Annotated in this window: 18 protein-coding genes; all 18 read left to right on the top strand. The window is 43.1% G+C overall.

The window, feature by feature from the left end; translation table 11 throughout:
• The first annotated feature begins 85 nt into the window (after window positions 1–85).
• The gene (locus T344_RS0119610) at window positions 86–1,414 is read left to right on the top strand and encodes an ABC transporter substrate-binding protein (RefSeq protein WP_027630080.1); all 1,329 of its coding nucleotides are present in this window, start codon (window positions 86–88) and stop codon (window positions 1,412–1,414) included.
• Window positions 1,415–1,464: 50 nt separating this feature from the next.
• Window positions 1,465–2,394, top strand: a complete 930-nt coding sequence (locus tag T344_RS0119605) for a carbohydrate ABC transporter permease (RefSeq protein ID WP_027630079.1) — start codon at window positions 1,465–1,467, stop codon at window positions 2,392–2,394.
• A 28-nt stretch (window positions 2,395–2,422) separates the two neighbouring features.
• Window positions 2,423–3,244, top strand: coding sequence for a carbohydrate ABC transporter permease (locus T344_RS0119600; RefSeq protein WP_027630078.1), 822 nt, complete (start codon window positions 2,423–2,425; stop codon window positions 3,242–3,244).
• Window positions 3,245–3,264: 20 nt separating this feature from the next.
• The gene (locus tag T344_RS0119595; protein ID WP_027630077.1) at window positions 3,265–5,703 is read left to right on the top strand and encodes a glycoside hydrolase family 2 protein; all 2,439 of its coding nucleotides are present in this window, start codon (window positions 3,265–3,267) and stop codon (window positions 5,701–5,703) included.
• A gap of 72 nt (window positions 5,704–5,775) precedes the next feature.
• Window positions 5,776–6,717, top strand: a complete 942-nt coding sequence (locus T344_RS0119590; protein ID WP_027630076.1) for an aldo/keto reductase — start codon at window positions 5,776–5,778, stop codon at window positions 6,715–6,717.
• A gap of 16 nt (window positions 6,718–6,733) precedes the next feature.
• A complete protein-coding gene (locus tag T344_RS0119585) occupies window positions 6,734–9,241 on the top strand; it encodes a beta-mannosidase (protein WP_027630075.1) in 2,508 nt (835 codons plus the stop codon).
• A 32-nt stretch (window positions 9,242–9,273) separates the two neighbouring features.
• Window positions 9,274–11,778: a beta-mannosidase gene (locus tag T344_RS0119580; RefSeq protein WP_027630074.1), complete on the top strand. Its 2,505-nt coding sequence runs from the start codon at window positions 9,274–9,276 to the stop codon at window positions 11,776–11,778.
• Between the two features lie 136 nt (window positions 11,779–11,914).
• A complete protein-coding gene (locus T344_RS0119575; protein ID WP_027630073.1) occupies window positions 11,915–12,253 on the top strand; it encodes a putative signal transducing protein in 339 nt (112 codons plus the stop codon).
• 202 nt (window positions 12,254–12,455) lie between these two features.
• Window positions 12,456–12,719 (top strand): DUF5605 domain-containing protein, encoded by a 264-nt coding sequence (locus T344_RS0119565; protein WP_027630071.1) that lies wholly within the window; start codon window positions 12,456–12,458, stop codon window positions 12,717–12,719.
• Between the two features lie 105 nt (window positions 12,720–12,824).
• Window positions 12,825–14,639, top strand: coding sequence for a cache domain-containing sensor histidine kinase (locus tag T344_RS0119560; RefSeq protein WP_027630070.1), 1,815 nt, complete (start codon window positions 12,825–12,827; stop codon window positions 14,637–14,639).
• Window positions 14,632–16,242 (top strand): response regulator, encoded by a 1,611-nt coding sequence (locus T344_RS0119555; protein WP_027630069.1) that lies wholly within the window; start codon window positions 14,632–14,634, stop codon window positions 16,240–16,242. The genes T344_RS0119560 and T344_RS0119555 overlap by 8 nt, the downstream gene beginning before the upstream one ends.
• A gap of 195 nt (window positions 16,243–16,437) precedes the next feature.
• Window positions 16,438–17,751 carry an extracellular solute-binding protein gene (locus tag T344_RS0119550; protein WP_027630068.1) on the top strand — a complete coding sequence of 438 codons (1,314 nt, stop codon included), beginning with the start codon at window positions 16,438–16,440 and terminating at the stop codon, window positions 17,749–17,751.
• A 69-nt stretch (window positions 17,752–17,820) separates the two neighbouring features.
• Entirely contained in the window at window positions 17,821–18,783 is a 963-nt protein-coding gene (locus tag T344_RS0119545) for an ABC transporter permease (RefSeq protein ID WP_051572076.1), read from the top strand.
• A 15-nt stretch (window positions 18,784–18,798) separates the two neighbouring features.
• On the top strand, window positions 18,799–19,722 hold the full coding sequence (locus T344_RS0119540; protein ID WP_027630066.1) for a carbohydrate ABC transporter permease: 924 nt from the start codon (window positions 18,799–18,801) through the stop codon (window positions 19,720–19,722).
• A gap of 68 nt (window positions 19,723–19,790) precedes the next feature.
• Window positions 19,791–21,356, top strand: coding sequence for an ABC transporter substrate-binding protein (locus T344_RS0119535; protein ID WP_051572074.1), 1,566 nt, complete (start codon window positions 19,791–19,793; stop codon window positions 21,354–21,356).
• 586 nt (window positions 21,357–21,942) lie between these two features.
• Window positions 21,943–23,343 (top strand): L-fucose/L-arabinose isomerase family protein, encoded by a 1,401-nt coding sequence (locus tag T344_RS0119530; RefSeq protein ID WP_027630064.1) that lies wholly within the window; start codon window positions 21,943–21,945, stop codon window positions 23,341–23,343.
• Window positions 23,344–23,432: 89 nt separating this feature from the next.
• On the top strand, window positions 23,433–24,257 hold the full coding sequence (locus T344_RS0119525) for a transketolase (protein WP_027630063.1): 825 nt from the start codon (window positions 23,433–23,435) through the stop codon (window positions 24,255–24,257).
• Window positions 24,250–25,185 (top strand): transketolase family protein, encoded by a 936-nt coding sequence (locus T344_RS0119520; RefSeq protein ID WP_004629145.1) that lies wholly within the window; start codon window positions 24,250–24,252, stop codon window positions 25,183–25,185. Before T344_RS0119525 ends, T344_RS0119520 begins: the two co-directional genes overlap by 8 nt.
• Window positions 25,186–25,208 lie beyond the last annotated feature (23 nt).

Raw genomic sequence — 25,208 nt, 5'->3', positions numbered from 1 at the left:
ATGTATTTTTAGGTTCAATATTAAAGTACAATGATCTTGTCGAACAGACCCGTTAATAAACCCAAATAAATCAGGAGGAATCAATATGAAGAAAAGAACCAGAGTTTTAGCACTAGCTGTTTCGTCATTCTTAACATTGTCAGCTTTCAGCGGATGTGCTTCCAAGGAACCTGTGAACACTTCACAGGGCGGAGCCGCTTCATCAGCCGCATCAGCCGGAGCACCGTCTAAAATCAATATTTGGTGTTGGGACAAGAGTGATTCACGTGCCCAAATGCACAGCAAGTTTACCGAGGAGACAGGTATTACTGTTGAACTGACAGCTGTCCAGAGCAAAGATATGACTCAAAAATTGCAGACAACCTTAGCCTCCGACGGTGATATGCCGGATATAGCATGGCTGGAAGCGACTTTCCGCGGAAAGCTTCTTTCTTTAAACATTTGGGAGGATATTTCCAAAGCTCCCTACAACTTTGATAAGGCAAATGTACTTGATTATCTTATTCCCCTGGAAACTTCCGAGGATGGGCAGTATGTCGGACCGGAATGTCCGTCGGTTGCCGGTTTGGCCTATAAACGGGAACTGGCAAAACAATACCTTGGCACCGACGACCCTAAAGAACTTGAAAAGCTGATACCCGATTGGGATTCGGTAATCAGGGTGGGCAAGGATGTCATGGCAAAATCACAGGGCAAGGTGTTCATGTTCTCAAGCCTGGGAGCAGTGGGCAACATGCTGAAGGGTCAATCCACCGATCCTTTTATCGATGGAGACAAGCTGAATCTGAAGACTTCCATGAAGCCGATTCTTGAAAGGCTGATTGAACTTAAAAAGAGCGGCATGGTTGATGTACTTGACTTTGACTCTCCGGAAGAAGGCGCATCCTATGCAGGAAATGAACATATTTTCTATCCGTGTGCCAACTGGTCTGTAGAGTTTACAATTAAATCCAATGATAAAGACGGCAAAAACAGATGGGGCTTTATGCTTCCTCCAGGCGGTCCGTTCCCCTGGGGCGGCACTGTAATGGGAGTTCCGCAGAAAGCTGTAAACAAGGAAGCTGCCGTAGAATATATTAAATATTTCTTTGGTTCCGAAAAAGGTGCCTCCCTCCAAAGGGATTTCAAGGGTAATTTCTCTCCTTTCAAACCTCTGTATGCAAACGCTGATTTTTACAGTGCAAAGGATGAATACTTTGCAGGGCAGGATGTTCTGCAGGCAATCAGTCAGGACATATTGCCGAATATCAAGGGAGTCCGTCTTCCCAGCAAATATGACCAGGATATCAATGACGCTTACAACCTTGTAATTAAAACAATCAATGCGTCCAAGGACGGAAATGTTTCTGCTGATGACATGATTTCCAAAATGGAGGATGATCTGGTTAACAAACAGCCCGCCATCACTAAATAACATCTGAAACAGATATATTTGTATATGATCAGGGGGATCTGTAGTAAAATATGGATCCCCTGGTTATTATCAGACTCAGTGAGGTAATAGACATGAAAAAAAAATATATTCCTTATACCATGATAGCACCTTATTTTATTCTTTACATCGCGTTCGGTTTATTTCCCATCATTTTTTCACTGGCAATCAGTTTTACCCAGTGGGACGGTATCGGCACCGCCACTTTTATCGGATTAAAAAACTATATACGTACATTTACACAGGATAAGTTCTTTTATCAGTCCCTGGGGAATACAACTCTGCTTCTGCTGGTAAATACCCCCATTCAAATTTCAGTGGGCTTATTAATGGCAACGCTGCTCAAGGATTTTTTCAAAAAGACCAGGGGAGCCTTCCAATTGATAAATTTTCTTCCCTACATCACAACTCCGGTTGCCATTGGAATCATATTTCAATTGATGTTTGACTGGAAGAGCGGCGTTGTAAACGGACTGCTGAATTTATTCGGAATTGATTCGGTATACTGGCTTGGAAATGCATGGGCCTCCCGCGGGGTGGTTGTCATAATGGAGATATGGAAGGGTTTTGGGTACATGATGATTATGTTCCTGTCGGGACTTTCCACCATACCGGAGGAGCTCTATGAATCCTCCAGGATTGACGGCGCCAAGTGGCGGCATTCCTTCGCCCATATTACAATTCCGCTGCTGCGCCCTATCTTTACCTTTGTAATTGTAACAAGTGTCATTAACGGATTCAAGCTGTTTGATGAGCCCCAGCTGCTGTTTTCCTCCACCTCCCAGCCCATCGGCGGGCCCGACCGGGCAGTTATGACGGTAGTAATGAGGTTTTATGAAACCGCATTTAACGGTTTTGAATTTGGATATGGGTCAGCACTGGCATATTGCCTATTTATCATTATAGCTATCGTATCCTTCTTCTTATTCAAATTTATCAACCGTGAGAGTGATATGGCATGATACCAGAATTTTTTAAAGGGGGAGTTTTATGGAAATAAAACTTATCAAGCGGCTGCCGGTGTACATGGTAGTTCTGATCTTTTCTGTGGCAGCCCTGCTTCCATTTTACATGATGATTATTATGGGAACTTATTATAGTGAAGAGCTTTATTCGGGAGTCAAGCTGCTGCCGGGGGACTACTTTCTTACAAATCTTCAGACCGTTTTAAAACAGAATTTCTTTATCTTTTACAAAAACAGTATAATCGTTTCAGTTTGCAACACTTTGGGAGGAGTATTCATCAGTGCTCTTACAGGATATGCTTTTGCAAAATACCAGTTTAAAGGGAAGAAACCGTTGTTTGCTTTTATTGTGGCAACACTGGCAATCCCTCAACAGCTTGGCCTGGTCGGATTTGTGGTTGAAATGCGTGCGCTTGGCTGGATCAATACTCTTTTGCCGCTGATTTTTTCAGGTATGGCAAGTGCATTTGGAGTGTTCTGGATGACCCAGTATATATCTTCATCAGTTCCCAATGAAATTATAGAAAGCGGAAGGATAGACGGCTGTAATGATTTTGTGATCTTTTTCCGTCTGGTGCTGCCAATTATACGTTCAGCCCTTATTACCATCTTTCTGCTGCTGTTCCTATGGTCCTGGAACAGCTACATGACTCCGCTGGTTACCATCAGCAAGGAGAGGTACTACACCATCCCGCTTTCCATTGCATTGATAAGCAGCGAATACCGCACTGATTATGCGGCGCGTATTCTGTCGCTGGCATTATCAACAATACCTATTATAGGTATGTTCTGTATTGGTTCGAAACACCTGATTCAAGGCTTGATTTCCGGAAGTGTAAAAGGTTAAAAGAATGGTTGGTGAAAAATATGAAACAGAAGATTTTATTACATTCGGGCTGGACACTGAAGGATGCTGAAAATAAATATCCTTTGCTTGCTATTCCTCAAATGCCTGCGCAGGTACATGATATCCTTTTCAGCCACGGAATTATCAATGATGAATATCAATATGGAAATACCTCCGGCTGCCGCTGGGTATCCGGGCAAAGGTGGATTTATCAGACCTCCTTTGAGTGCCCTGCCTGGGAGAAGGGAATACGGATCGGGTTTGAAGGCCTTGACACGCTGGCTGAAATTTTTTTAAACGGTGTGGCAATAGGAAAGCATTCGGACAGTTATCTGCCTGTCCGGTATGATGTGAAAGACATCCTACGCCCGGGGCAAAGGAATGAACTTGAGGTTGTTTTTGATTCGGTAATAGAGCGGCTTGAACAGCTTGAGGGGGAAATACTCCGGAAGGGCACTCCTGCCGGGGCCCAAGCCAGCAGGTATATCCGAAAGAGCTTCCATGATTTCACGGGATATCTGGGGGCAAAGCCTGATTTTTTGAAGGCGGGGATCTTTGGTGAGGTAGCCCTTGAGCTGATTGATGAAGCTGAACTTGTTGATTTTGACATTGACTATTCCTTGAATGATACATTAAACCGTGCAGATGTCCGCGTTTCTGCCCTGACTGCCGGAGCCGCCCAGGGAAAGCGATTGGAGCTTGCCGTTTCATGCCCGGACGGGACGGAATTGGAATACAGCTTTGCTGTGGAAGAGGCTCTGGACATTCTGGTGCAGCAGCCAATGCTCTGGTGGCCCCGGGGCCATGGCCGGCAGGATTTGTACTGCTTCAGTCTCAGCCTGTATTCGGAGGACGGGCGGCTTCTGGACAAAAAAACAAAACAGATAGGTTTCCGCAAGATTGAAATGGTGGAATGTCTGGATTTCACAATCAACAAACGCCAGATAAAACTATGGGGAGGCAATCTCACTCCGGTTGACGGACGTACTGCCTGTGAAAACCCCGAAAGAGTGAAAGAAATAGTGCAGCTGGCTTTTGACTGCAATATGAATACACTCAGGGTATGGGGAGAAGGGGACAGATTCGGCGATATGTTGTATGAGCTGGCCGATCGGATGGGTATCCTTCTCTGGCAGGAATTCTTTTGCGGTCATGCACAGTACCCGCCTGAAAAATCTGTCCGGGAGCTGATATTAGAGGAAGCGGAATATCAGATAAGGCGTCTGCGCCATCATCCCTCCTTACTTCTGTGGTGCGGAGGAAATGAATGCTTTATGAGCAGGGATTTTGCAAAGCCCGGTGAAGAGTATGGGGCGGCGCAGCTCTTTGAATACGATTTAAAAAATCTTTGTGCACGGCTTGATCCCGGGAGATATTATCATGTCAATTCTCCGTTCGGCGGCCCATACACAAACAGTCCGGATTTTGGAGACACCCACAGCTATACCAACTCCTGGTATGTGCCGGGCGGTGAAATACCTAAATTCGTAAGTGAAAATCTCCGGGTATCACTTCCTCCGGTCAGGAGCCTGAAACGTTATTTAAAAACCGATAAGCTGCCCCAGCCGGTTCCTCTGACACATGGGAGCCTGCCGTGGCCAGAAGAATTTGAAAAAGTGACTTCTGCGGAGTCCTTCAAAAAAATTCCTCCCATTGAGCAGTTCTACGATGCGGTTAATCCGGAGCAAATGGTGTACCGGTTTGGCATGGCTGCCGGCAGTTACCTTAAAGAGTCGGTGGAGAGATACCGCAGGGGGAAAACTGTTTCGGCTCCGTTTGCACACCGCGGCTGCAAAGGACATCTCATATGGAAGCTGAATACAACATTTCCCCATATATACAGCTCGATACTTGACTATTACCTTGAGCCCGGAATTCCCTATTATTATTTGAAGCGTGCCTATGAACCGCTGCTGGTTTCCATAGAAGTTGCGGATCACATCAATATCTGGATTGTCAATGATACTGCAAAAGAAGTACAGGGCACCCTTACCGCCCATTTGTTCGACATGGGGGAAAATAAGGTTTGCTGCTCTCTTGACCGCCCGTTCCATGCGGGTGCAGGTGAAGCTGTTCCGGTTACCACCCTGGACGAATTCGGACAATTTACCCGGGATAAGCTTTTACGGGCCTGTCTGAAGGATGGTGAAGGAAATGTAATTGGATCGGTAAATAATTTCGCGGATATCGAGCGCCATCTGGTGTTCCCCCAGGCACAGCTTTCCCTGTCCTGCAAGGATAATATACTTTCGGTTTCCACCGACAGATTTGCCCGCTGTGTTGAGCTTTTGGGTTCCGATAACGGGGATGAATTCGGGTGGAGGTTTGAGGATAATTATTTTGACCTGTTCCCGGGTGAAGTGAAGCAGATCAGGGTGGCTGGCCGCCATTCGAGTGGGATCGTCACGGCAAAAGCGGCATATTCCCCACATGTTTCGCAGGCTGTTTATTTAAAATAAAAAATATTTGATATATATGTATTTGAACTAATGAAATCGTGTATCACACTATATTGAAAGGGTGGATTAATTATGAAATATAATATATTTGGAAAAACAGATTTTAAAGTTTCAGATATTGGATTCGGTGCCTGGGCAATTGGCGGGACAGCCTGGGGCGGCGGCAGAAATGATGAGGATGCAAAAGCGGCGTTAAGGGCCTCCATGGCTGCCGGAATTAATTTTTATGATACCTGTGATTCATATGGGGATGGGCACAGCGAGGAATTGATAGGCGAGTTTTTCAAGGGAATACGCAAGGAGGTTGTCATAGTAACAAAGGGAGGTACCAACTTCCGCGTACCGGAGCGCAGCAAGAACTTTACACGGGATTATCTGATGATGAGCCTGGATGAGAGTTTACAGCGCCTTCAGACAGATTATGCCGACGTTTACCTTTTACACGTTCCAGATTCAAAATGGCAGGATGAAGCTGAAATTTTTAAAACAATGGCAGAAATCAAAAAGTCCGGCAAGGCAAGGTGCTGCGGTCTTGCAATGTGGGGAGCCGCCGATACCCTTCATGCGCTGGAAAAAGACAAGGAGGGTGCCATAGAGGCACTTGAATGTCCCTTCAATATTCTGAATAAATCCAATATAGAGGTAATAAAAATTGCAAAGGAAAGGAATATTCCCGTATTTACAAGTCAGCCCCTTGCCAGCGGAATCCTTACAGGCAAATATGGTGTTGATACAAAATTCACCGACGGGGATAACAGAAAAGGCTTCTGGAGCAAAGCGCGCTTTGAGGCAGTCCGGGATGATATGAGAATAATTGAAGAATGTGCCGGGGAAACCGGCCTGAAAATGAATGAGCTTGCGCTGGCGTACAACTTGAACTATCCGGGGATATGCAGCGTTATTCCCGGGGGGAAGAATGAAGGTCAGGTACGGCAGAACGTAGCGGCCAGCGGTATTGAACTGAGTGCGGAAATAATGAGAAAATTGGCTTCAGTAAAGGGTTTTGTATTTTAAAGGAGCAGGGGTCAATATGAAAAATACAGTTCTGCTGGATAAAAATTGGTGTCTTAAAAAAATTCTGCCTGCAGAGAGCATCAATCCCAAGGATTATGCCGTGGATGACAGGGACTGGCTTACCATTTCCAGCATGCCTGCACAGGTGCATGATGTGCTGCTGGAGCATGGGCTAATCTCGGAGGAAATGCTTCTGGGTTGGTGTGAGGATGCGGTATGGACAGATGAATACGACTGGGTTTACCGCTGCTTTTTTACATGCGGCCCCTCGGAAGGTGCGTATTTGAATTTCGCCGGTCTGGATACAATAGCCGACATCTATTTGAATGGAGTTAAAATAGGGCGGCACGATGATTTTTATACCAGCCGGAAAATACAAATTGCGGGAATTGTAGAAGTAAATAATGTTTTACTGATCCATTTTCACAATATCCGGGGGCATTTGAAAACTCTTGAGCTTGATCCCTCATGGGACAATGCCGTAATGAAATGTAAACTGATCCGGAAGCCAATCCATGATTTCCCTCCGGACAAAATTGAAGGCAGCAATTATCAGGGAGCCCATCCGTATTTTTCTCCCATAGGTGTATACCGGGACGTGACACTGACAATTCCGGATGGCCCTGAGATAGAGGAATGTGAATTGCGTGCGGTTCTGCAGGACATGAATTGCGGAGAAATCCGTCTGGCAGTTGCAGGCTCCGGCACAGCAAAGGGATTAAATGTGACAGTGTCAACGACTGATGAGGCCGGAAGGGAATGTGCAGGCGGGGAGTGCTGTGTCAAACCGGTGCTTTCAGGGTGGAAGGCGGAGCTCACGCTGCCTGTGAATGATCCCCGGCTCTGGTGGCCCCGGGGTTTTGGTTCCCAGCCTTTATACAGTGTACGGATTTCACTGCTTCAGGATGGAAAGCTCTGTGACAGGATACAGAAATCTGTCGGCTTTAGAAAAATAGAAATGCCTTCCCCGCTTGAATTTATCATCAACGGAAAGCGCGTGAGGCTCTGGGGAGGCAGTATGGATCCCCTGCAGGGATATACGCACTGCTGGCGCCCCGAACGGGCAAAGCGCATGTTTGAGATGGTGGAAAACGCCAACATGAATACCTTGCGTATATGGGGGGAGGGAATTCCCTATCCCGACGAATTTTATGATGAAACCGACAGACGGGGAATTCTTGTATGGCAGGAATTCTTTATGGGGCACGGCGCCTATCCCGATACACGGGAGTATCAGGATAAATGTGTTCAGGAGGCTTGTGAGCTGGTGCTGAGGCTTCGGCACAGGCCTTCGCTCCTGATGTGGTGCGGTGGGAATGAAACCATTATGGGAGCTGAATTTCAGGGAAAAACACCCCATGGCTCACAAATCTTGTTGGAGGCTTTTCCAAAACTTCTGAGCGAAGTTGATCCCCAACGCTATTATCATCCGAACTCTCCTTATGGAGGTGAATATGCAAACGACCCGCGGGAAGGGGATCATCACACCTATGAGTGTGTGTGGCAGTATCCCTATGCAGACTATCCCAACTTTATGAGCGAGCATATCCGAACTGCTCCGCCTGTACTTCACAGCCTGAAAAAAATGATAAGGGGAGAGCTGTGGCCCCGGGATTATACAGGGAAGTTTTTGTATGGCACACGTTTTCCCATGCCCGACAGCTGGGCCCGGCGCAGCCATCATCCTGCAAAGGGTGAGCTGAAAACCGGACCCTATTGGGAATATTATGATGCGGACACCCCGGAGGAGCTGATCTACCGTTTTGGTGCGGCATATGGGCAGGAGGTCCGGCGGGGGCTTGAAATGATAAGAATGGGAAGCCCCGACGGAAATGCGGAGCCGGGGAAAAGGTCAAAAGGACATTTTTCCTGTAAGCTTCTTGATACCTGGCCCAAGGTGTACTGCTCCATTATTGATTACTTCCAGGAAGCATACATTCCCTACTATGCCACAGGGTGTGCCCAGGCACCGCTGCTGGTCTGCTTTGACAGGAAGGACAGTATCCGGCTGTGGCTGGTAAACGATTCTGCCCAAGATTTTTCTGGACATATAAAATTCGGACTGTACAGCCTTTCAAAGGAATGCTTTCTGGCGGAAAAATTAATAGATGCATCAATGCCTCAGGGTGAAGCCGGAATTTTGTTTGATCTTGCTGCACTGCATTTCTTCCCTAAGGACTGCCTGCTGACGGCGCGGCTTGAGGACGAAAACGGCGGTGTTATCTGCAGTTCGGTTGACTATGTTGATATTGAACGCCATCTGAACTTTCCCGATGCAAGGCTTTCGGTGAGTATAACCGGAAACGTACTTAATATTGTTTCAGACCGGTTTGCACGTTGTGTGGAAATAACGGGTGAGTGTGACGGAAACCCATTCGGATGGCTTTTTGAGGACAACTATTTTGATTTGATGCCTGGTGAGACTAAAACTGTCAGTATACTGGGAGATATCCCATATGGACGCATTACATTAAAACCACATTATTCGCCACATGCAGCTGAAATTTCTTTTAAACGCGTTTGACTGGAAAACTGTATAACAAAGGAGAACATAAGATGAAGCGAATCAACCTTGATGAAAATTGGAAGCTGAAACGGCTGGAAGAATCTCAGCAGAACAGCCGGTTTAATATTGACAGGCTTGATGAAATTTTGACGGAGGGCTCTTTACCACGTGATTGTGTGCTGCAGCTCAAAACAATTCCCTGTCAGGTCCATGATGCATTAATTGAGAGAGGCATAATTGAAAATCCCAATATCAAGGGCAGAAACAATGACTGCTGGATCGGCGAATCGGATTGGATATATGTTTGCGACTTCTCCCTGGACGAGTGGCAGGGAGAGTGGACCTTGCACTTCGGCGGTTTGGATACTTTTGCGGATATATATCTGAATGGCAGGCTGATTGCTCAGCATAACGATGCTTTTCTGCCATGCATTATCACAAAGCTTGATAATCTCCGTCTCCAAAATACACTTGTGCTGCACTTCAAATCAGCCAGGAAAATAGTGAATTCTATCTCCGGCCTTGAAAAATATCAGGGAAAAGTCCCGGCTATTTCAATGGCACGTGTATTCCGGTCGGGTTTTCATGAGTATTGCGGGCCCATCCCCGAACTGATCCGGGTGGGTATATACGGACATGTTACCCTGGAACAAAGCGGGACTTTCGGCATCGAAGAGCTGGAGGCCGAGGTTGTTCTCAGTGGGGATTTGATGCGGGGAACGGTTTCGCTGCAAGGTACTTATGCCGGAAACGGTAAAGATTTGCGTATTGTTGCCAGTCTGAAAGATGATGAAGGTAATATTGCAGCTGTTTGCGAGCAGAGGGAGCTTTCGCAGGACATGGTTCTGCATGTGGAGAACCCCCGGCTCTGGTGGCCGCGCACCCATGGAGCGGCAAATCTGTATACGCTGGAGGTTTCGGCATTCTGCGGGGACTCCTGCCAGGATGTGGTAAGGCGTACAATTGGATTCAGGCGTATTGACAAGGTTGGAGATTTCGACTTCATCCTGAACGGCAGGCCATTGAAATTATGGGGTGCAAACCTGACACATATGGATACGGTCAGCGGCTGCTACAATGCCCTGCGTGCGGGTGAACTGCTGGAGCTTGCGGAGCTGGGCAATTTCAACTGCCTGCGGGTTTGGGGCGAGGGCGAAATACTGGCTGATGAATTTTATGAACAGTGTGACCGCAGGGGAATACTATTGTGGCAGGATTTTTACCTGTGCTATTCAATGTACAGTGAAGAGCAGGAATTCCTGGAATTGTGCCGGAGGGAGGCCGAAAGTTTAGTTTCACGGCTCAAGCATCATCCCTCCGTTCTCTTGTGGTGCGGCGGCAATGAGATGCTGCTTTCGAGGGATTATGACCATCCGGGGGAATATTGCTGGGGAGAGAAAATTTTTGGTGAAATTTTTCCTTCCGTCTGTGCAAAACTTGATCCGGGGCGGTATTATCATGAATCCTCTCCCGCCGGGGGATTGTTTGCCAACGATCCGAGAGAAGGCGATACTCACGGCTATACGCATCTCTGGTATGTCCCGGGCTCATATTATCCGGTGTTTCTCAGTGAAAATTGCCGTGTGTCGGCACCTCCCCTCCGCACCATGCAGATTATGATGACTCCCGGGGAACTCTGGCCGGAGGGTTATACCAATATCATGACTAAAAAACAGCGGCTTTGCTGGCCCGAAACCTGGAATCAGCATAATACCAACAATGGTGCGGTAAAAGTGGGACCTGTTGAAAACTATCTTGATGCAGAAGATCCGGCGTCGCTGATTTACCGCCTGGGTGCAGCTCATGCGAATTATATAAAACGTGATGTGGAACGGTTCAGGAGAGGAAAGCCCGTTTCTCAGGCGGAAGGCCCGCGTCTGACTAAAGGACATTTGCTCTGGAAGTTTAATAATAACAGCAACATTATCTCCTATGGAATTGTGGACTATTTTAATGAGCCGGGAATGGCTTACTATGCTCTCCGTAATGCATATTCACCACTGTTGGTTTCATTTTCCGTAGAGGATGAAATCCATGTCTGGTTAACCAACGATACACAGGAGCATTACAGCGGTTCTGTTGTTGTAAAACTTTTCAATTTACCGGAAAATAAATTCGCAGAGGAGATGGAATTTCCGTTTTCGGTCCAACCGGATCAGTCAATACCTGTGGGCAATTTGAACGGGTTTCTGCAGTTCCGCCGGGAGCATGTTCTGGTGGCATATGTATTCGACCGGGCAGATAAAATGCTGGCAAGGAATGTAGATTACGTGGACATCGAGCGGCATTTGATATTTCCGGAGGATGCCGGTATTGAGCTTGATATAAAAGATGGTGATTTGATGCTTGCCTGTAATAAATTCGCACGCAGCGTGGAACTTATTGGAGACGAGGACGGTGACCGGTTCGGCTGGATGTTTGAGGACAACTATTTTGACCTTGTCCCCGGAGAAGTAAAACGTGTAAAAATATTGGGCAGGCATAAAAAAGGAACCATCTGTGCAAAGCCATACTATTCAAAAACAGAGAGTTCTATTTGTTTTGGAAAAACCTGATATAATGATAAAAAATGTCCTGTCTTCTTATAATAGGAGGACGGGATTTTTTATTGTCTTTGTTCTTAAAAAAATATGTTAAAATATAAGTAGAACATAAACAATTGAGGTAAATTAATTACCGGAAAGGATGTTTATGAAAAGATTATTTAATTTAAACAAAAACAATGAGCAAGAAAACAGAGCGGGACCTGAGGACTGGGTGCATTTAACCACAGCTGAAAATGAATTTGAATACAATGTGGTAAGCGGGTTATTAAAGGAAAACGGTATAACCTGCATAGGAAAAGGAAAACCCCTGGATCTGATGGACAGCGGATTTCTGAATATAGTGCTTGGCCCCTGCATACCTGTTGATATTATGGTGCCGTCCGAACTTTATGAAGAAGCCCATCAAATTTTGAATTCACAAGTCAGCGATGAAGAAATTGAGAAGCAGGCTATCTGTGAAGAACAGGAAAAGAACGAAGAATGATCTAGTGTATACGTCAGAAGTTTCCGGAGGATATGTGGAATACGGTTATCAGGTCAGCAGACTTGTCAGCCGCTTTTAACATGCCCTCCGCACCCAGGGAGCATTGTTATATGGATTTCACCGATTACAACTTCATTGAGTTGGGATTTGTTATTCAAGGCTGTGCCAGCTTTTGCTGCAAATCTTCCGGGAACTGTATTTCATGGAAATTGGATTTCAGAATGTTGTAAGAAATTTTTATTTTGACAATGAGAGTGAGTACCGGGTGGAGGTAATAGACACCTGGGAAATGGCAATTAAAGAAGCCGGTGTATTTAAAGGTAAATTTACTGTAGAATTATCCGGTAAGGAATATATGGCAATAAGGATCAGAAATCCCCTAGCGAACAAGACAATTTGCGTATACCGTTATTCAAACTTAAATACAATGTTTTCACCCTTATACACATTTAAATATTTTTTCTGATCAAACCAAACTGAACATTGATATATTCTATAAAAAACCACATATTTACTGTAAACATAATATGCACTATAATTAATATTATATGGTATATGAGGTAAAAACAGTATGCTGGAAATAATACTAAATTGGGTATTGGCTTTAATCAATGCCATCAGGAATAAATTTAATAATTTTAAAATAGGAGTCCGGTTTACATTAATTTATTGTCTTATATCTGTTTTTTCCATATTGATGAGCAATATGCTTTTTCAGGAAATATACTCAGAAATCGCATTAAGAAAGGTAAGTGAGGTTTCCATCCAAACCCTCTATTCCATCAGAACCAGCTTGAACATTACAATCACAAATATAAGCAATTACTCAAAAATGATTATATCCGATGATGATTTACAGATTCTATTAAGAAGAGGAAATATATACTCCGACTTAAACGTTCAGAAAAAAGTGGGTACATACTTGAATAAACTTACTCAGGAAACACCATACATATCCTCGGTATATATTTTTGATACCTCCGGTAATGAGTATTCGGTAGGTAATCAGGACGATCTGAAATTTATTCCGGAAAAAATCCAGGATGCCGTCTGGTACAATTCGGTTCTGGGTAAAAAGGGCTCCTACATTCTGAGTCTCAATGGAGGAGGGGCATTCAGTCATGCTCCCGATGATAATTTCATATCGATGATCAGGCTTGTCAGAGATATAAATACCACTGAAGCGCTTGGAGTATTGATAATAAACATATCTGAAAATACCTTCAAAGATTCGTTTGCCAATATAACGAACAATTACATGACAGACATTACAATATTTGACCAGAACAATCAAAGCATAATCAAATCCAATGGGGTTGATATAGGTAAAGGTAATCTGACCGAATTATTTGAAAAACAAAAGCAAGGGTTTTTGATCCGGGATGTTAATAATACGGAATGCCTTCTTTCATACCTGCTTGAAGACAGGTACGGCTGGAAGATTGTCAGTGTCATGCCGGTTAAGGAACTGTCCAATGAAACGGCGGTTCCGGGCTTGATTGGATTTGCAATAATAATGATAAACAGTGTGCTGCTGTTTATAGGAACTGTTTTTACCTCTAAAATGATTACCATACCCATCAAAAAGCTTCTGAAATCAATGAAGGGTGTGGAAAAAGGCGAATTTAACGAGGTTAATATCAAAGCAGGCAAGGATGAGATTGGACAGCTGCGGGACGGATATAACATTATGATCCGAGAAATACAAAATCTCATAAAGCGTGTTATAACAGAACAGAAAGTAAAAAGAAAGGCGGAACTCAATGTTTTGCAGGCGCAGATAAAGCCACATTTCCTGTATAATACTCTGGACTCCATAAACTCCCTGGCACTCATGGGAGAAACCTCCTCTGTATGCGATCTGGTTGAGGCACTGGGAAGCTACTACCGGATAAGTTTAAGCAAGGGAAAGGAAGTTATAAACATTGGACAGGAAATTGTCATGGTAAAAAACTATCTTAAGATTCAAAAAATGAGATATCCTGATTTGTTTACGGCACATTTCATTATTGATGAAAAATGTAGCAGTTATAAAATTCTGAAACTTGTTTTACAGCCTCTTGTAGAAAATTCACTGTATCATGGCATCCGGAACAAGGATGGGGGCGGTACGATAACTTTAAAAACAGAACATTTGATTGACCGTATACGGATTACAATAGAAGATGATGGTATTGGGATGGCTAAAGAATATATAGAACAAGTTTTAGGAGATAAAACCGGAACAACCGATACCAGCTTTGGTCTGCGAGGCACAATTGAACGGCTGTCTATTTTTTACGGTACCGAGGACTGTTTTCAAATAGAAAGTGATGTGGGTATAGGGACCAGGATTACAATACTGATACCTGTTGATAATGGAAATGGAGAATATAATCATGCCTAGTTTGAAAATTTTTATAGTAGATGATGAATACTTAATCAGGAATCTTATAAAAATGCGGATTAAGTGGGAAGAACTGGACATGGAAATAGTGGGTGAATCGCCCGATGCAAGACAGGCGCTGGAAATGATTGATGCTTTGGTGCCTGATATCATTTTCACGGATATTTGCATGCCTTTTATGGATGGAATTGAATTCAGTAAAAATGTAATTGAAAAGTACCCCCACGTTAAAATTGTGGTCATAACCGGCCATGATGAGTTTGATTATGCAAAGCGGAGCATAAAACTCGGTATTTCAGATTTTCTGTTAAAACCCATCAATGCGGAGGAAATAAAAAAGGTTGCACTGGAGTTGAAAAGAAAAATTGAAGCCGAGAGAACACATATTAAGAAGTATGAGAAAATGAAACAGCAGTTGGAGCTGAATCTTCCTTATATTAAAGAAAAGTTTATGATTCAGCTTTTACAGGGTGAACTGGGTGCAGATGAAATAGCGGATAAATTAATGTATTTCGGGCTGGATATAAATCCGGAATCCGATTACTTTCAAACGGCTGTTGTAGAAGTCAGCAATTCTATCATGGTTATGGACGCCGGAGAGGAAAACAGTATTCTCCTGGAAATTCAGTGTGCCGAACGAATACGTCAGATTACCAGAGAAGATGACTATACATGGATATTTTTTGATAACAGCAGGAAAATTGTCCTCTTGAGCAATAATGAATCACTGGATTTAACCGATTGCTGTGAAGCCATTAAAATAATGATCATTAACAGCTGCAACTGTTTTGTATGCATTGGCATCGGAAGCAAGGTGCATGGTTTTGAAAATATTAAAATCTCCTACCGTGAAGCATGTGATGCATTAAAGTACAAGGTTGTAATCGGCAAAAACCAGGTTATAAATTACTCGGACATAACCTACACCAATGAAGTTTCCAGAAGAAGTATTCCCAACAAGGCTGAAAAAATAGATTTTTACATTAAAGCAGGTATGAAGGAAAAAATGTATGAGCTGATTGAAGAGCTCTTTGCAGAAGGCTGTTATTGTTCGGCAGCAACTGTGGAAAATTTACGCCTGGAGGCTTTTGATGTGCTGTTAGCCTGCATGCATGTTCTGCTTGAACTGAAAATTGATGCGTCCAGCCTGTGGGAATATCCTACACAAGCTTATGAGCAGGTTTCAAGAATAGATAATCTGGTTGAATTAAAGAGTTATATTAAAAGCTTAATTACTAAAGTTATAAATAAAGTGCACTGCATAAATGAAAAAAAGGCCAATTCTTTAATTATGCAGATTTGTGAGTACATACAAAACAACATGAGTAATGCGGAACTTTCACTCTCGGTTGTGGCGAAAGAATTCTTTATCAGTCCAAGCCACTTGTGCCGCTTGTTCAAGCAGGGAACCAACCAGACTTTTGTGGAATATCTCACAAAGGTCAGGATGGAGAATGCTGTAAAAATCCTTATGGAAACCGACCTTAAGGTATACGAAATAGGTGAAAGGATCGGAATAAACGATTCCCACTATTTCAGTATAATATTTAAAAAATTTACCGGCTGCAGCATTAATGAATTCCGCAAAAACTCAAAAGTATAATACCTAAAATTCTAATACCAAAAGTGAAATACCCAAAATTATAGTTCCAAAAAGTATAATATCAATATGAATATAAAAAGTTCTTCCATGCTAAGATTTTGAATGTAAACAGCAAAATAATGAATTGAGTAATGTCAAATACCGGTTATAATAATATACAAGCTGAAGTTAAATTCAACTGAGGGAGAACAAACAATGAGCAAGTTAATGAGAGTTATTTTATTAACGGTAATTGTGATTTCTTTATTATTCAGCCAGACTGCATGCAGCATAAAAATGCGATTCAATAAAACCTCTCGGGAAAATGTCGCTTCAGAACCGGAAACGTTGATTTTATGGCATCAATGGGTAAATGTATCCAATAAAAAGACAAACCCCCTAAAGAATGCAATCAGAGAATGGAATGTTCAAAATCCAAACATCCAGGTTAAAGAGTTAAGCTGGAATGGTGAACAGTATAAATCAAAAATCAGAACTGCGCTGGCAGCAAATGAGGCTCCGGATTTGTTCTATATGTGGGGAGGCAGTTTTGTAGAGCCCTATATCTCCGGAGGAAATATCCTTCCTTTGGATTCATATATAAACGCGGGAACATTGGATAAATTGGTTCCTGGAGCAATCGACTACTGCAGGTTTGACGGAAAGATATACAGTCTGCCCATGTATATTTTTATTGCGAGTTTATATTGCAATACTCAGTTATTTGAACAGGCGGGTGTAAAAATTCCTGAAACATATGATGAACTTTTGGATGCTGTGAGAAAATTGAGAGCCAAAGGAATAATACCTGTTGTTGTCGGTGAAAAGGACCGGTGGACCGGTATGTACTGGTATAACATACTTGCCATGCGGCAGGCAGGTAATCAGGTATGCCTGAATGCACTAAACAATCCTGCTCAGTTTGAAAATCAGGCCTTTGAAGCTGCCGCTGAAAAGTTATTGCAGCTTGTAAACGCAAAAGCCTTTAACAACGATGCCTTAAGCACCAGTTTTAATGATATGGTGGTCGAATTCTCCCAGGGGAAGGCGGCTATGATGTATCAGGGGAATTGGGTCGAATCCAATATAGAAGAATCAGAATCCACAACCAAAAAATATGTAACGGTGGTACCCTTCCCGGTAATAACCGGCGGAGGAGGGACCCTGAAAGAGTTTTATGGAGGAAGTGCAGACGGGTACTATGTAAATATTAATACAAGGTACAGACAAGAGGCTGTTAACGTACTGGAATTTATCAGTGAGAAGGCCGGCAGAGAAGGGTATCTGAGCGGTGCGGGTTTCTCTTGCTGGAAAACAGATGATCTGGATAAATCCCAAATGTCTCCCATCTCCAAACAGTCATTGAAGCTGATGGAAACTGGAACGTCTTTTGTTAATTGGTGGGATACCATCCTGCCGGCGGCTGACGCTGAAACCCACAAGGATCTGGTGGCTGAACTGTTTGCCGGAAGGATGTCTTCAAAAGAATTTGCAAGGAAAATGGCTGGGCTTAACAAGTCTGTTTATTAAATCTACTCACATATCTAATCAAACCAAAAATGTCAAATAAATGAAAAAATCATATAAGGAGAGTATGAAATGTTTACAAATGTGGACACCACACTCAAACCAAAGCTTACAAAACGTCCGGGCGGCTTTTTGAAAGAATTGGTGACCAACAGAGCAATGTTTCTTATGCTGTTACCTCCGTTTATTTTGGTAGTCATTAACTATTATCTGCCGATGTTCGGGATAATTATAGCTTTCAAGGAGTTCAACTACCAGGATGGTTTTTTACACAGCCCATGGTCTGGAATTAAAAACTTTGAGTTTTTGTTTAAATCCGATGCAGCATGGAGAATCACCAGAAATACCATAGGCTATAATCTCATTTTTATTGTATTAAATTTGTTTTTTGCCGTAACTATAGCTCTTATTCTAAATGAATTGAAAAATAAGGTGGCAGCTAAATTATACCAGTCTGTAATTTTCCTTCCGTATTTTTTATCCTGGGTGGTGGTAGCCTATCTTGTCCTTGCCATACTTAGTCCGGAAGGCCTTTATAACAAATCCATTGCACCCTTGCTTAATCTGACAGCCGTAGACTGGTATACACAGCCACAGTACTGGCCTTTTATATTGCCCTTTGTAAATCTGTGGAAAAACATCGGGTATGGTATTGTCATATATCTGGCGGGAATCACCGGAATAGACCAGGAGTACTATGAAGCGGCCGTGCTGGACGGAGCAAGCAAATTACAGCAGATACGTTCCATTACAATTCCTTTTCTTGTTCCCTTGATGATAGTGACTACAATAATGGCATTAGGTAATATATTCCGTTCGGATTTCGGACTGTTCTACCAGGTACCCATGCAGCAGGGGCTGCTCCAGGATACCACGGATGTACTGGATACATATATATATAATGCCTTGATTTACAGCGGTGATTTGGGTATGTCATCGGCTGCGGGCTTCTATCAGTCAATTGTAGGCTTTTTCCTGGTGTTGTTTGCCAACTGGTCGGTAGGCAAAATCAGTGCGGAAAACAAAATATTTTAAACAAGGAGAAAAACTATGAAGACTAAACCATCCAAATCATCCTTTCAATCAAACTCTATTTCTCATGTTTCAAATGCCATATTCAACGCTGTATTTATTATATACTGTATTGTCTGTCTAGCTCCGCTGCTTCTGGTATTCATGGTGTCCATCACTAGCGAGAGCTCCCTTGTGACAAACGGGTACTCGTTTTTTCCCAGTGAAATCAGTTTCAGTACATACAAATATCTGTTTATGGATTCTGAAAAACTGTTCAGGGCTTACGGCATCACAATCGGGGCATGTATTATAGGTACATTTTTCAGTGTGCTGCTTACAATGATGTATGCCTATCCAATATCCAGAAAGTCATTTAAGTACAGGAACTTTTTCTCCTTCTTTATGTTTTTCACCATGCTGTTTCAGGGTGGATTGGTGCCATGGTATATTCTTTATACAAAATATCTTCACCTGCAGAACAACCCAGCAGTGCTTGTTATTCCTGCTCTGCTAAACGCATTTAATGTGTTGATAATGAAGACATTTTTTAATACAAATCTGCCCGATTCAATTCTGGAGTCGGCCAGGATTGACGGTGCCAGCGAATTCAGGATATTTTATACCATTGTCGTACCATTATCAACTCCTGCTATTGCAACAGTTGGTCTGTTTGCCATGCTGGCATACTGGAACGACTGGTACCTGTGTCTGCTTTTTATCAATGATGCAAAATATTACAACATCCAGTTCTCAATGTATCAGGCCCTGCGTTCGGTAGAATTTTTAACCTCCTCGCATGCGGTTTCTATCGGGAGCACTTCCAGTGAACTTGCCAAACTGCCGGCAGAGACCTTGCGTATGGCAATGGCTATCCTTGGAATAGGTCCGATAATTTTTGCATACCCGTTCTTTCAGAAATATTTCATTAAAGGTCTCACCATTGGTGCTGTAAAAGGTTGATTCCGGCAGATTGGTTTGTATCTGTTTGCCGGTCAATATATTATTTTCATATTGAAGGAGGAAAATAAATGAATAGGATGAAAAAAATGGGGTGTATTGTTTTTGCCCTGGTATTTATTTGCAGTGTTGTTTTAACAGGCTGCGGAGGCTCAAAGGACAGTACTGTGTCGTCTTCGTCAAACAGTCAGGCTTCAGTTGCTGACAGTTCTGCTTCGGCCGAAAGCAAGGCTCCTGAATTGAAACCTTATGAGCTGAACTGTTATTTCCTGGCTCCTCAAACAAAGGACCTCCCATTAATTCAGGACGAAGTAAGCAAGCTTTTAACTGAAAAAATCAACGCAACCATCAAGCTTAATTACTTTTTCTGGGATAGCTATCAGGACAAACAGAAACTGGTGGTAGCTTCCGGTGAAAAGATTGATGTCATGTTTTCACCTTCCTGGTGGGGCTGGAGTACATTTGTAGCCCAGAAGGCATGGCTTGAGCTGGATGATCTGCTTGCACAATACGGAGCAGATATTACAAAGAATATCAACCCAGCTTATCTCAAGGCACCGGTTATTAACGGCAAGCTTTATGCAATCCCTACCAACAAGGATATGTTTGGTGTAGGCGGAGTACTTGTTAACAAAGCTTTAGCAGAGAAATATAATTTTGATTTTTCCAATATAAAGACTCCAGCGGATTTTGAACCCATGCTGAAGACAATTAAGGAAAAGGAACCTGGAATAGTGCCATTCGTTTCTGCACAGGGTGACCATGCTTCTTATTTTACCCAGGATGCATTGGTTCATATATCACAGACAGAGGTTCCGGTAGGATATCAGAAGACCGACGGGGATATTAAAGTTGTAAATCTCCAGGAAACACCTGAGTATATAAACGTGATAAAAATGACCAGAGAATGGTACAATAAGGGTTACATAAATAAGGATGTTGCCACACTCAAAGACTCTATGCCTGTTAAGAAAGCCCAGAAGGCATTCATGTGGGGAGAACAGCTTAAGCCGGGCAAGAACGATGAAATGAAGGCACAGTTGGGATATGATTTGATACAGGTAAATGCATATAAGGATATTCCTTATTATGCCACAACCGGTGACCTGACAAATTCCATGCTCGTTATTCCAAGAACCTCAGAGGACCCTGCAAGAGCTATGATGTTTATTAATTTATTGTTCAACGACAAACAAATAAAGAATCTCCTGGATTGGGGTATTGAAAACAAGCATTATAAGAAGATAGGTGAAAATCAGATTGATTTTGCGGATGGAGTAACCGCCGATAATTCCGGTTATACAGGAATTGCCCAGTGGGCAATGGGAGGAGACCAGTTCCTTGATTACCTGTGGGCAAATGAGAGTCCGGATAAATGGACCAAGATGAAGGAATTCAATGAATCTGCGAAACCTGAGAAGCTTTTGGGTTGGGTATATAATCCTGAAGCTGTAAAGACTGAAATTGCTACTCTGGCAACTGTCGGTAAAAATATGGGTAATCCGTTAAACGAAGGTATCGTTGATTATGACAAGTATTATCCAAAGATGAAGGAATCTCTTGAAAAAGCAGGTATCAACAAGGTTTGCGCCGATGCTCAGAAGCAGGTTGATGACTTTTTAGCCGCTAAAAAATAAATCCTAAGGCATAACCCCAAGAGCTGTTTCAAGCATAATGCTTATTACATTATGTTTGAGGCAGCTCTTTTTTTGTATTCAATTTTAAGATTCATTGTATTATATTCAACTGCTAAATGAATCACTAAATAATTAGCCATACATTTAGTTATTAACTAAAAGATTTATAAACATGCATTTAGCTAAACGTACTCAATAATCAAACTAATTTATGCAATATATATAAATTAATGCTATATATACTGTGTAAATACAACAAATTGTATAAAGATTTAAATAAATTTATTGCTAAATTTAAATAAACGATTTATAATAATACTTAAGTGATAAACATTAAATATATACTTGATTTAAATAATTTAAATACTATTGCTAAACAGAATTTACCAGCTATCTTATATTTTTATGTAATTTATTTTAATAAATTATTTTATTTGCAAATAGTGTATTAATATACTTTTTAAAGGAAATTATGTAAACCTAATTTAAGATAAGTAATTATTTAAGATAAGTAATTTCTGGCCTATCTTTGATTAATTCAATAACCATCGAAACAAAATATATCTAAAGAATGGAGAAATGTAGAATGAGTAAAGTGAAAATCGGCTTTGCACCCACCAGAAGAAGTATATTCAGCGCACCGGATGCAATCAAATTCGGTAACCTCACAAGAGATAAACTCAAGGAATTGAATGTGGAATTTGTTGATATTACGGATATTAACTCCGAAGGACTTCTGTATGACGACGAAGATATGAAGAAGATTGCGGAAAAGTTCAAGTCTGAAAAAATTGACGGACTGTTTTTACCACACTGCAACTTTGGTACCGAATATGTATGTGCCAGATTGGCCAAAGCCTTGAATGTTCCTGTGTTATTATGGGGCCCGCGGGATGAAAGACCCGATGAAAAGGGGATACGCCTGAGAGACAGCCAGTGCGGACTCTTTGCCACCGGAAAGGTGTTGAGAAGATTCAGAGTTCCTTTCACATATATGTCCAACTGCAGATTGAATGATCCGGAGTTTGAAAGAGGTATGAAGGACTTCCTGGCTGTATGCAATGTTGTTAAAACCTTTAGAAATACAAGGATATTGCAGATTTCCACAAGACCGTTTGATTTCTGGTCCACAATGTGCAACGAGGGGGAATTGCTTGAGAAATTCAACATACAGCTCTCTCCCATCCCAATGCCCGAACTGATATATGCGGTAAATGCAGCCAAAGAGGAAAAGACGGAAGTTGAAAAAGTCATAGAGACCATAAAAGCTGAAATGAATGTTAAAATTGCTGACCAGCACCTGGAGAATGTTGCGGCAATGAAGGTTGCAATGCAGGGACTGGCCGCTAAATACGGCTGCAATGCCATTGCACTGCAGTGCTGGAACTGCCTGCAGTCTGAACTGGGAATCATGCCTTGTGCGGCAAACTCGCTTTTGAACGATGAAGGCATTCCGGTTGTCTGCGAAACGGATATCCATGGTGCAATAACTTCATTGCTGGCCGAAGCCGCAGGTATGGGTGAGACAAGATCCTTCTTCGCAGACTGGACGGTACGCCACCCGGACAATGAAAACGGTGAGCTGCTCCAGCACTGCGGACCATGGCCGGTTTCGGTAGCCAGGGAAAAGCCTACGCTGGGTTACCCCCTTGCATTCAGCTACCCGGGATCTGTGGAAGCAGAAGCAAAACACGGCGAGCTTACACTGTGCAGGTTTGACGGGGACAACGGAGAGTATTCACTTCTGCTGGGCAATGCAAGGGCAATTGAAGGCCCCTATACAAAAGGTACCTATCTCTGGATAGAAGTGGACAACTTGAAAAGGCTGGAGGAAAAGCTGGTTTCCGGGCCATATATCCACCATTGCGTGGGGATTCACAAAAACATTGTCCCGGTATTATATGAGGCCTGCAAATATATCAATGTCAAGCCGGATTTTTATGACCCGGTGGAAGAAGACGTTAAAGCATATCTCAGAGGAGAGTAATTGATATATCGTATGCAGTTGATTTGTAACAGATTAAAATTTTTATTACTTTTTGCTACACCGCTTCCGCGGTGGAGAGGGGGATATTAATGAACAATTTGAAGGCATTGTCTTTTGAGCTGAGAAAAGATGTACTCAATATGATTTTTAAAGCAAAGACGGGGCATATCGGCGGAGATTTCAGTGTCATGGATATACTGGTAACTCTTTATTTCAAGCATATGAACGTTTCGCCCGAAACAGTTAACGACAGTGAAAGGGATAGATTTATTCTCAGCAAGGGGCATTGTGTGGAAGCCCTGTACAGTGTTCTGGCAGGGAGAGGCTTTTTTCCCAAAGCAGATCTGGAAACCTATTCACAATTTAAATCAAAATATATCGGACACCCTACCAACAAGGTTAACGGCATCGAAATGAATTCCGGTTCCCTGGGACATGGCCTGTCTGTGGCAGTTGGCATGGCACTGGCTGCAAGGATGAATAAATCCTCCTACAGAGTGTATACAGTCATGGGGGACGGTGAACTGGCAGAGGGCTCGGTGTGGGAAGGGGCCATGGCGGCCGGACACTACAAGCTGGATAATCTCACGGCGGTAGTGGACAGAAACCGTCTGCAGATCTCCGGAACCACAGAAGAAGTTATGAACCAGGACAACCAGGACGAAAGATGGAGCAGTTTCGGCTGGAATGTGATACATGCCGAGGGCAACAACCTGGAAGCCCTGGATAAGGCATTTGAGGCTGCCAAGGCAGCAAAGGGCAAGCCCACAGTGATTATTGCCGATACTATAAAAGGCTATGGAGTATCCTTTATGGAAAATTCAAAACAGTGGCATCATAAGATTCCGGGTCAGGATGAGTATGAGAGGGCAATTGCAGAGTTGGACCAGAGGAGGTTGGCGGCAAATGAATAAAATACCAAATCGTCAGGCAATATGTGATATTTTAGTAGAGAAAGCAAACACTGATAAGGATATTGTAGTTCTTTGCAGCGATTCCAGAGGTTCTGCTTCATTAGCTCCTTTTGCGGATACCCATCCGGAACAGTTTGTGGAGACAGGTATTGCCGAACAAAACATCGTATCCATTGCAGCAGGGCTTGCAAAATGCGGCAAAAAAGCCTATGTCGCTTCTCCGGCCTGTTTTCTGTCCACAAGGAGCATGGAACAGGCAAAGGTTGATGTGGCTTACTCCAATACGAATGTAAAGCTTATCGGCATCAGCGGAGGTGTCAGCTATGGGGCCCTGGGAATGACCCATCACTCGGCACAGGATATTGCATCAATGACCTCAATACCAAATATGAGGGTATACATTCCAAGCGACCGTATACAGACCAGGGCTTTATTCGAAAATCTGCTGAAAGATGAAAAACCGGCCTACATACGTGTGGGACGAAATCCTGTGGAAGATGTTTATGAAGAGGGCGGGCTGGACTTTGAAATGGACAGGGCAACCGTTGTCCATGAAGGCACCGATCTGACCGTTATAGCCTGCGGGGAGCTGGTAAAGCCGGCTCAGAAAGCTGCCGGGATCCTGCAGGAACAGGGTATATCGGTAAGAGTTCTGGATATGTATTGTGTCAAGCCTATTGATAGGGCTGCCGTAGAAAAGGCTGCTGCTGAGACAGGGGCTATAATAACAATGGAGGAGCATTCACAATATGGCGGGCTTGGAGCTATGGTCAGCCAGATTGTAGCAAGTACCGCTCCGAAAAAAGTGATCAACCTGGCGCTGCCTGATGAGCCGGTAGTGACGGGAGTATCCAAAGAGATATTTGACTACTACGGCTTAAATGAAACCGGATTGGTCAGTATAGCAAAAGAATTGCTGAACAGGTAAATTACGTTTTTTAAACTGCCCAT

It is taken from the genome of Ruminiclostridium cellobioparum DSM 1351 = ATCC 15832, assembly GCF_000621505.1.
GTDB classification, from domain to species: Bacteria; Bacillota; Clostridia; order Acetivibrionales; family DSM-1351; genus Ruminiclostridium; species Ruminiclostridium cellobioparum.
Note: the sequence above shows the minus strand (reverse complement) of the source record. Positions and strands in the feature narration are given on the sequence as shown.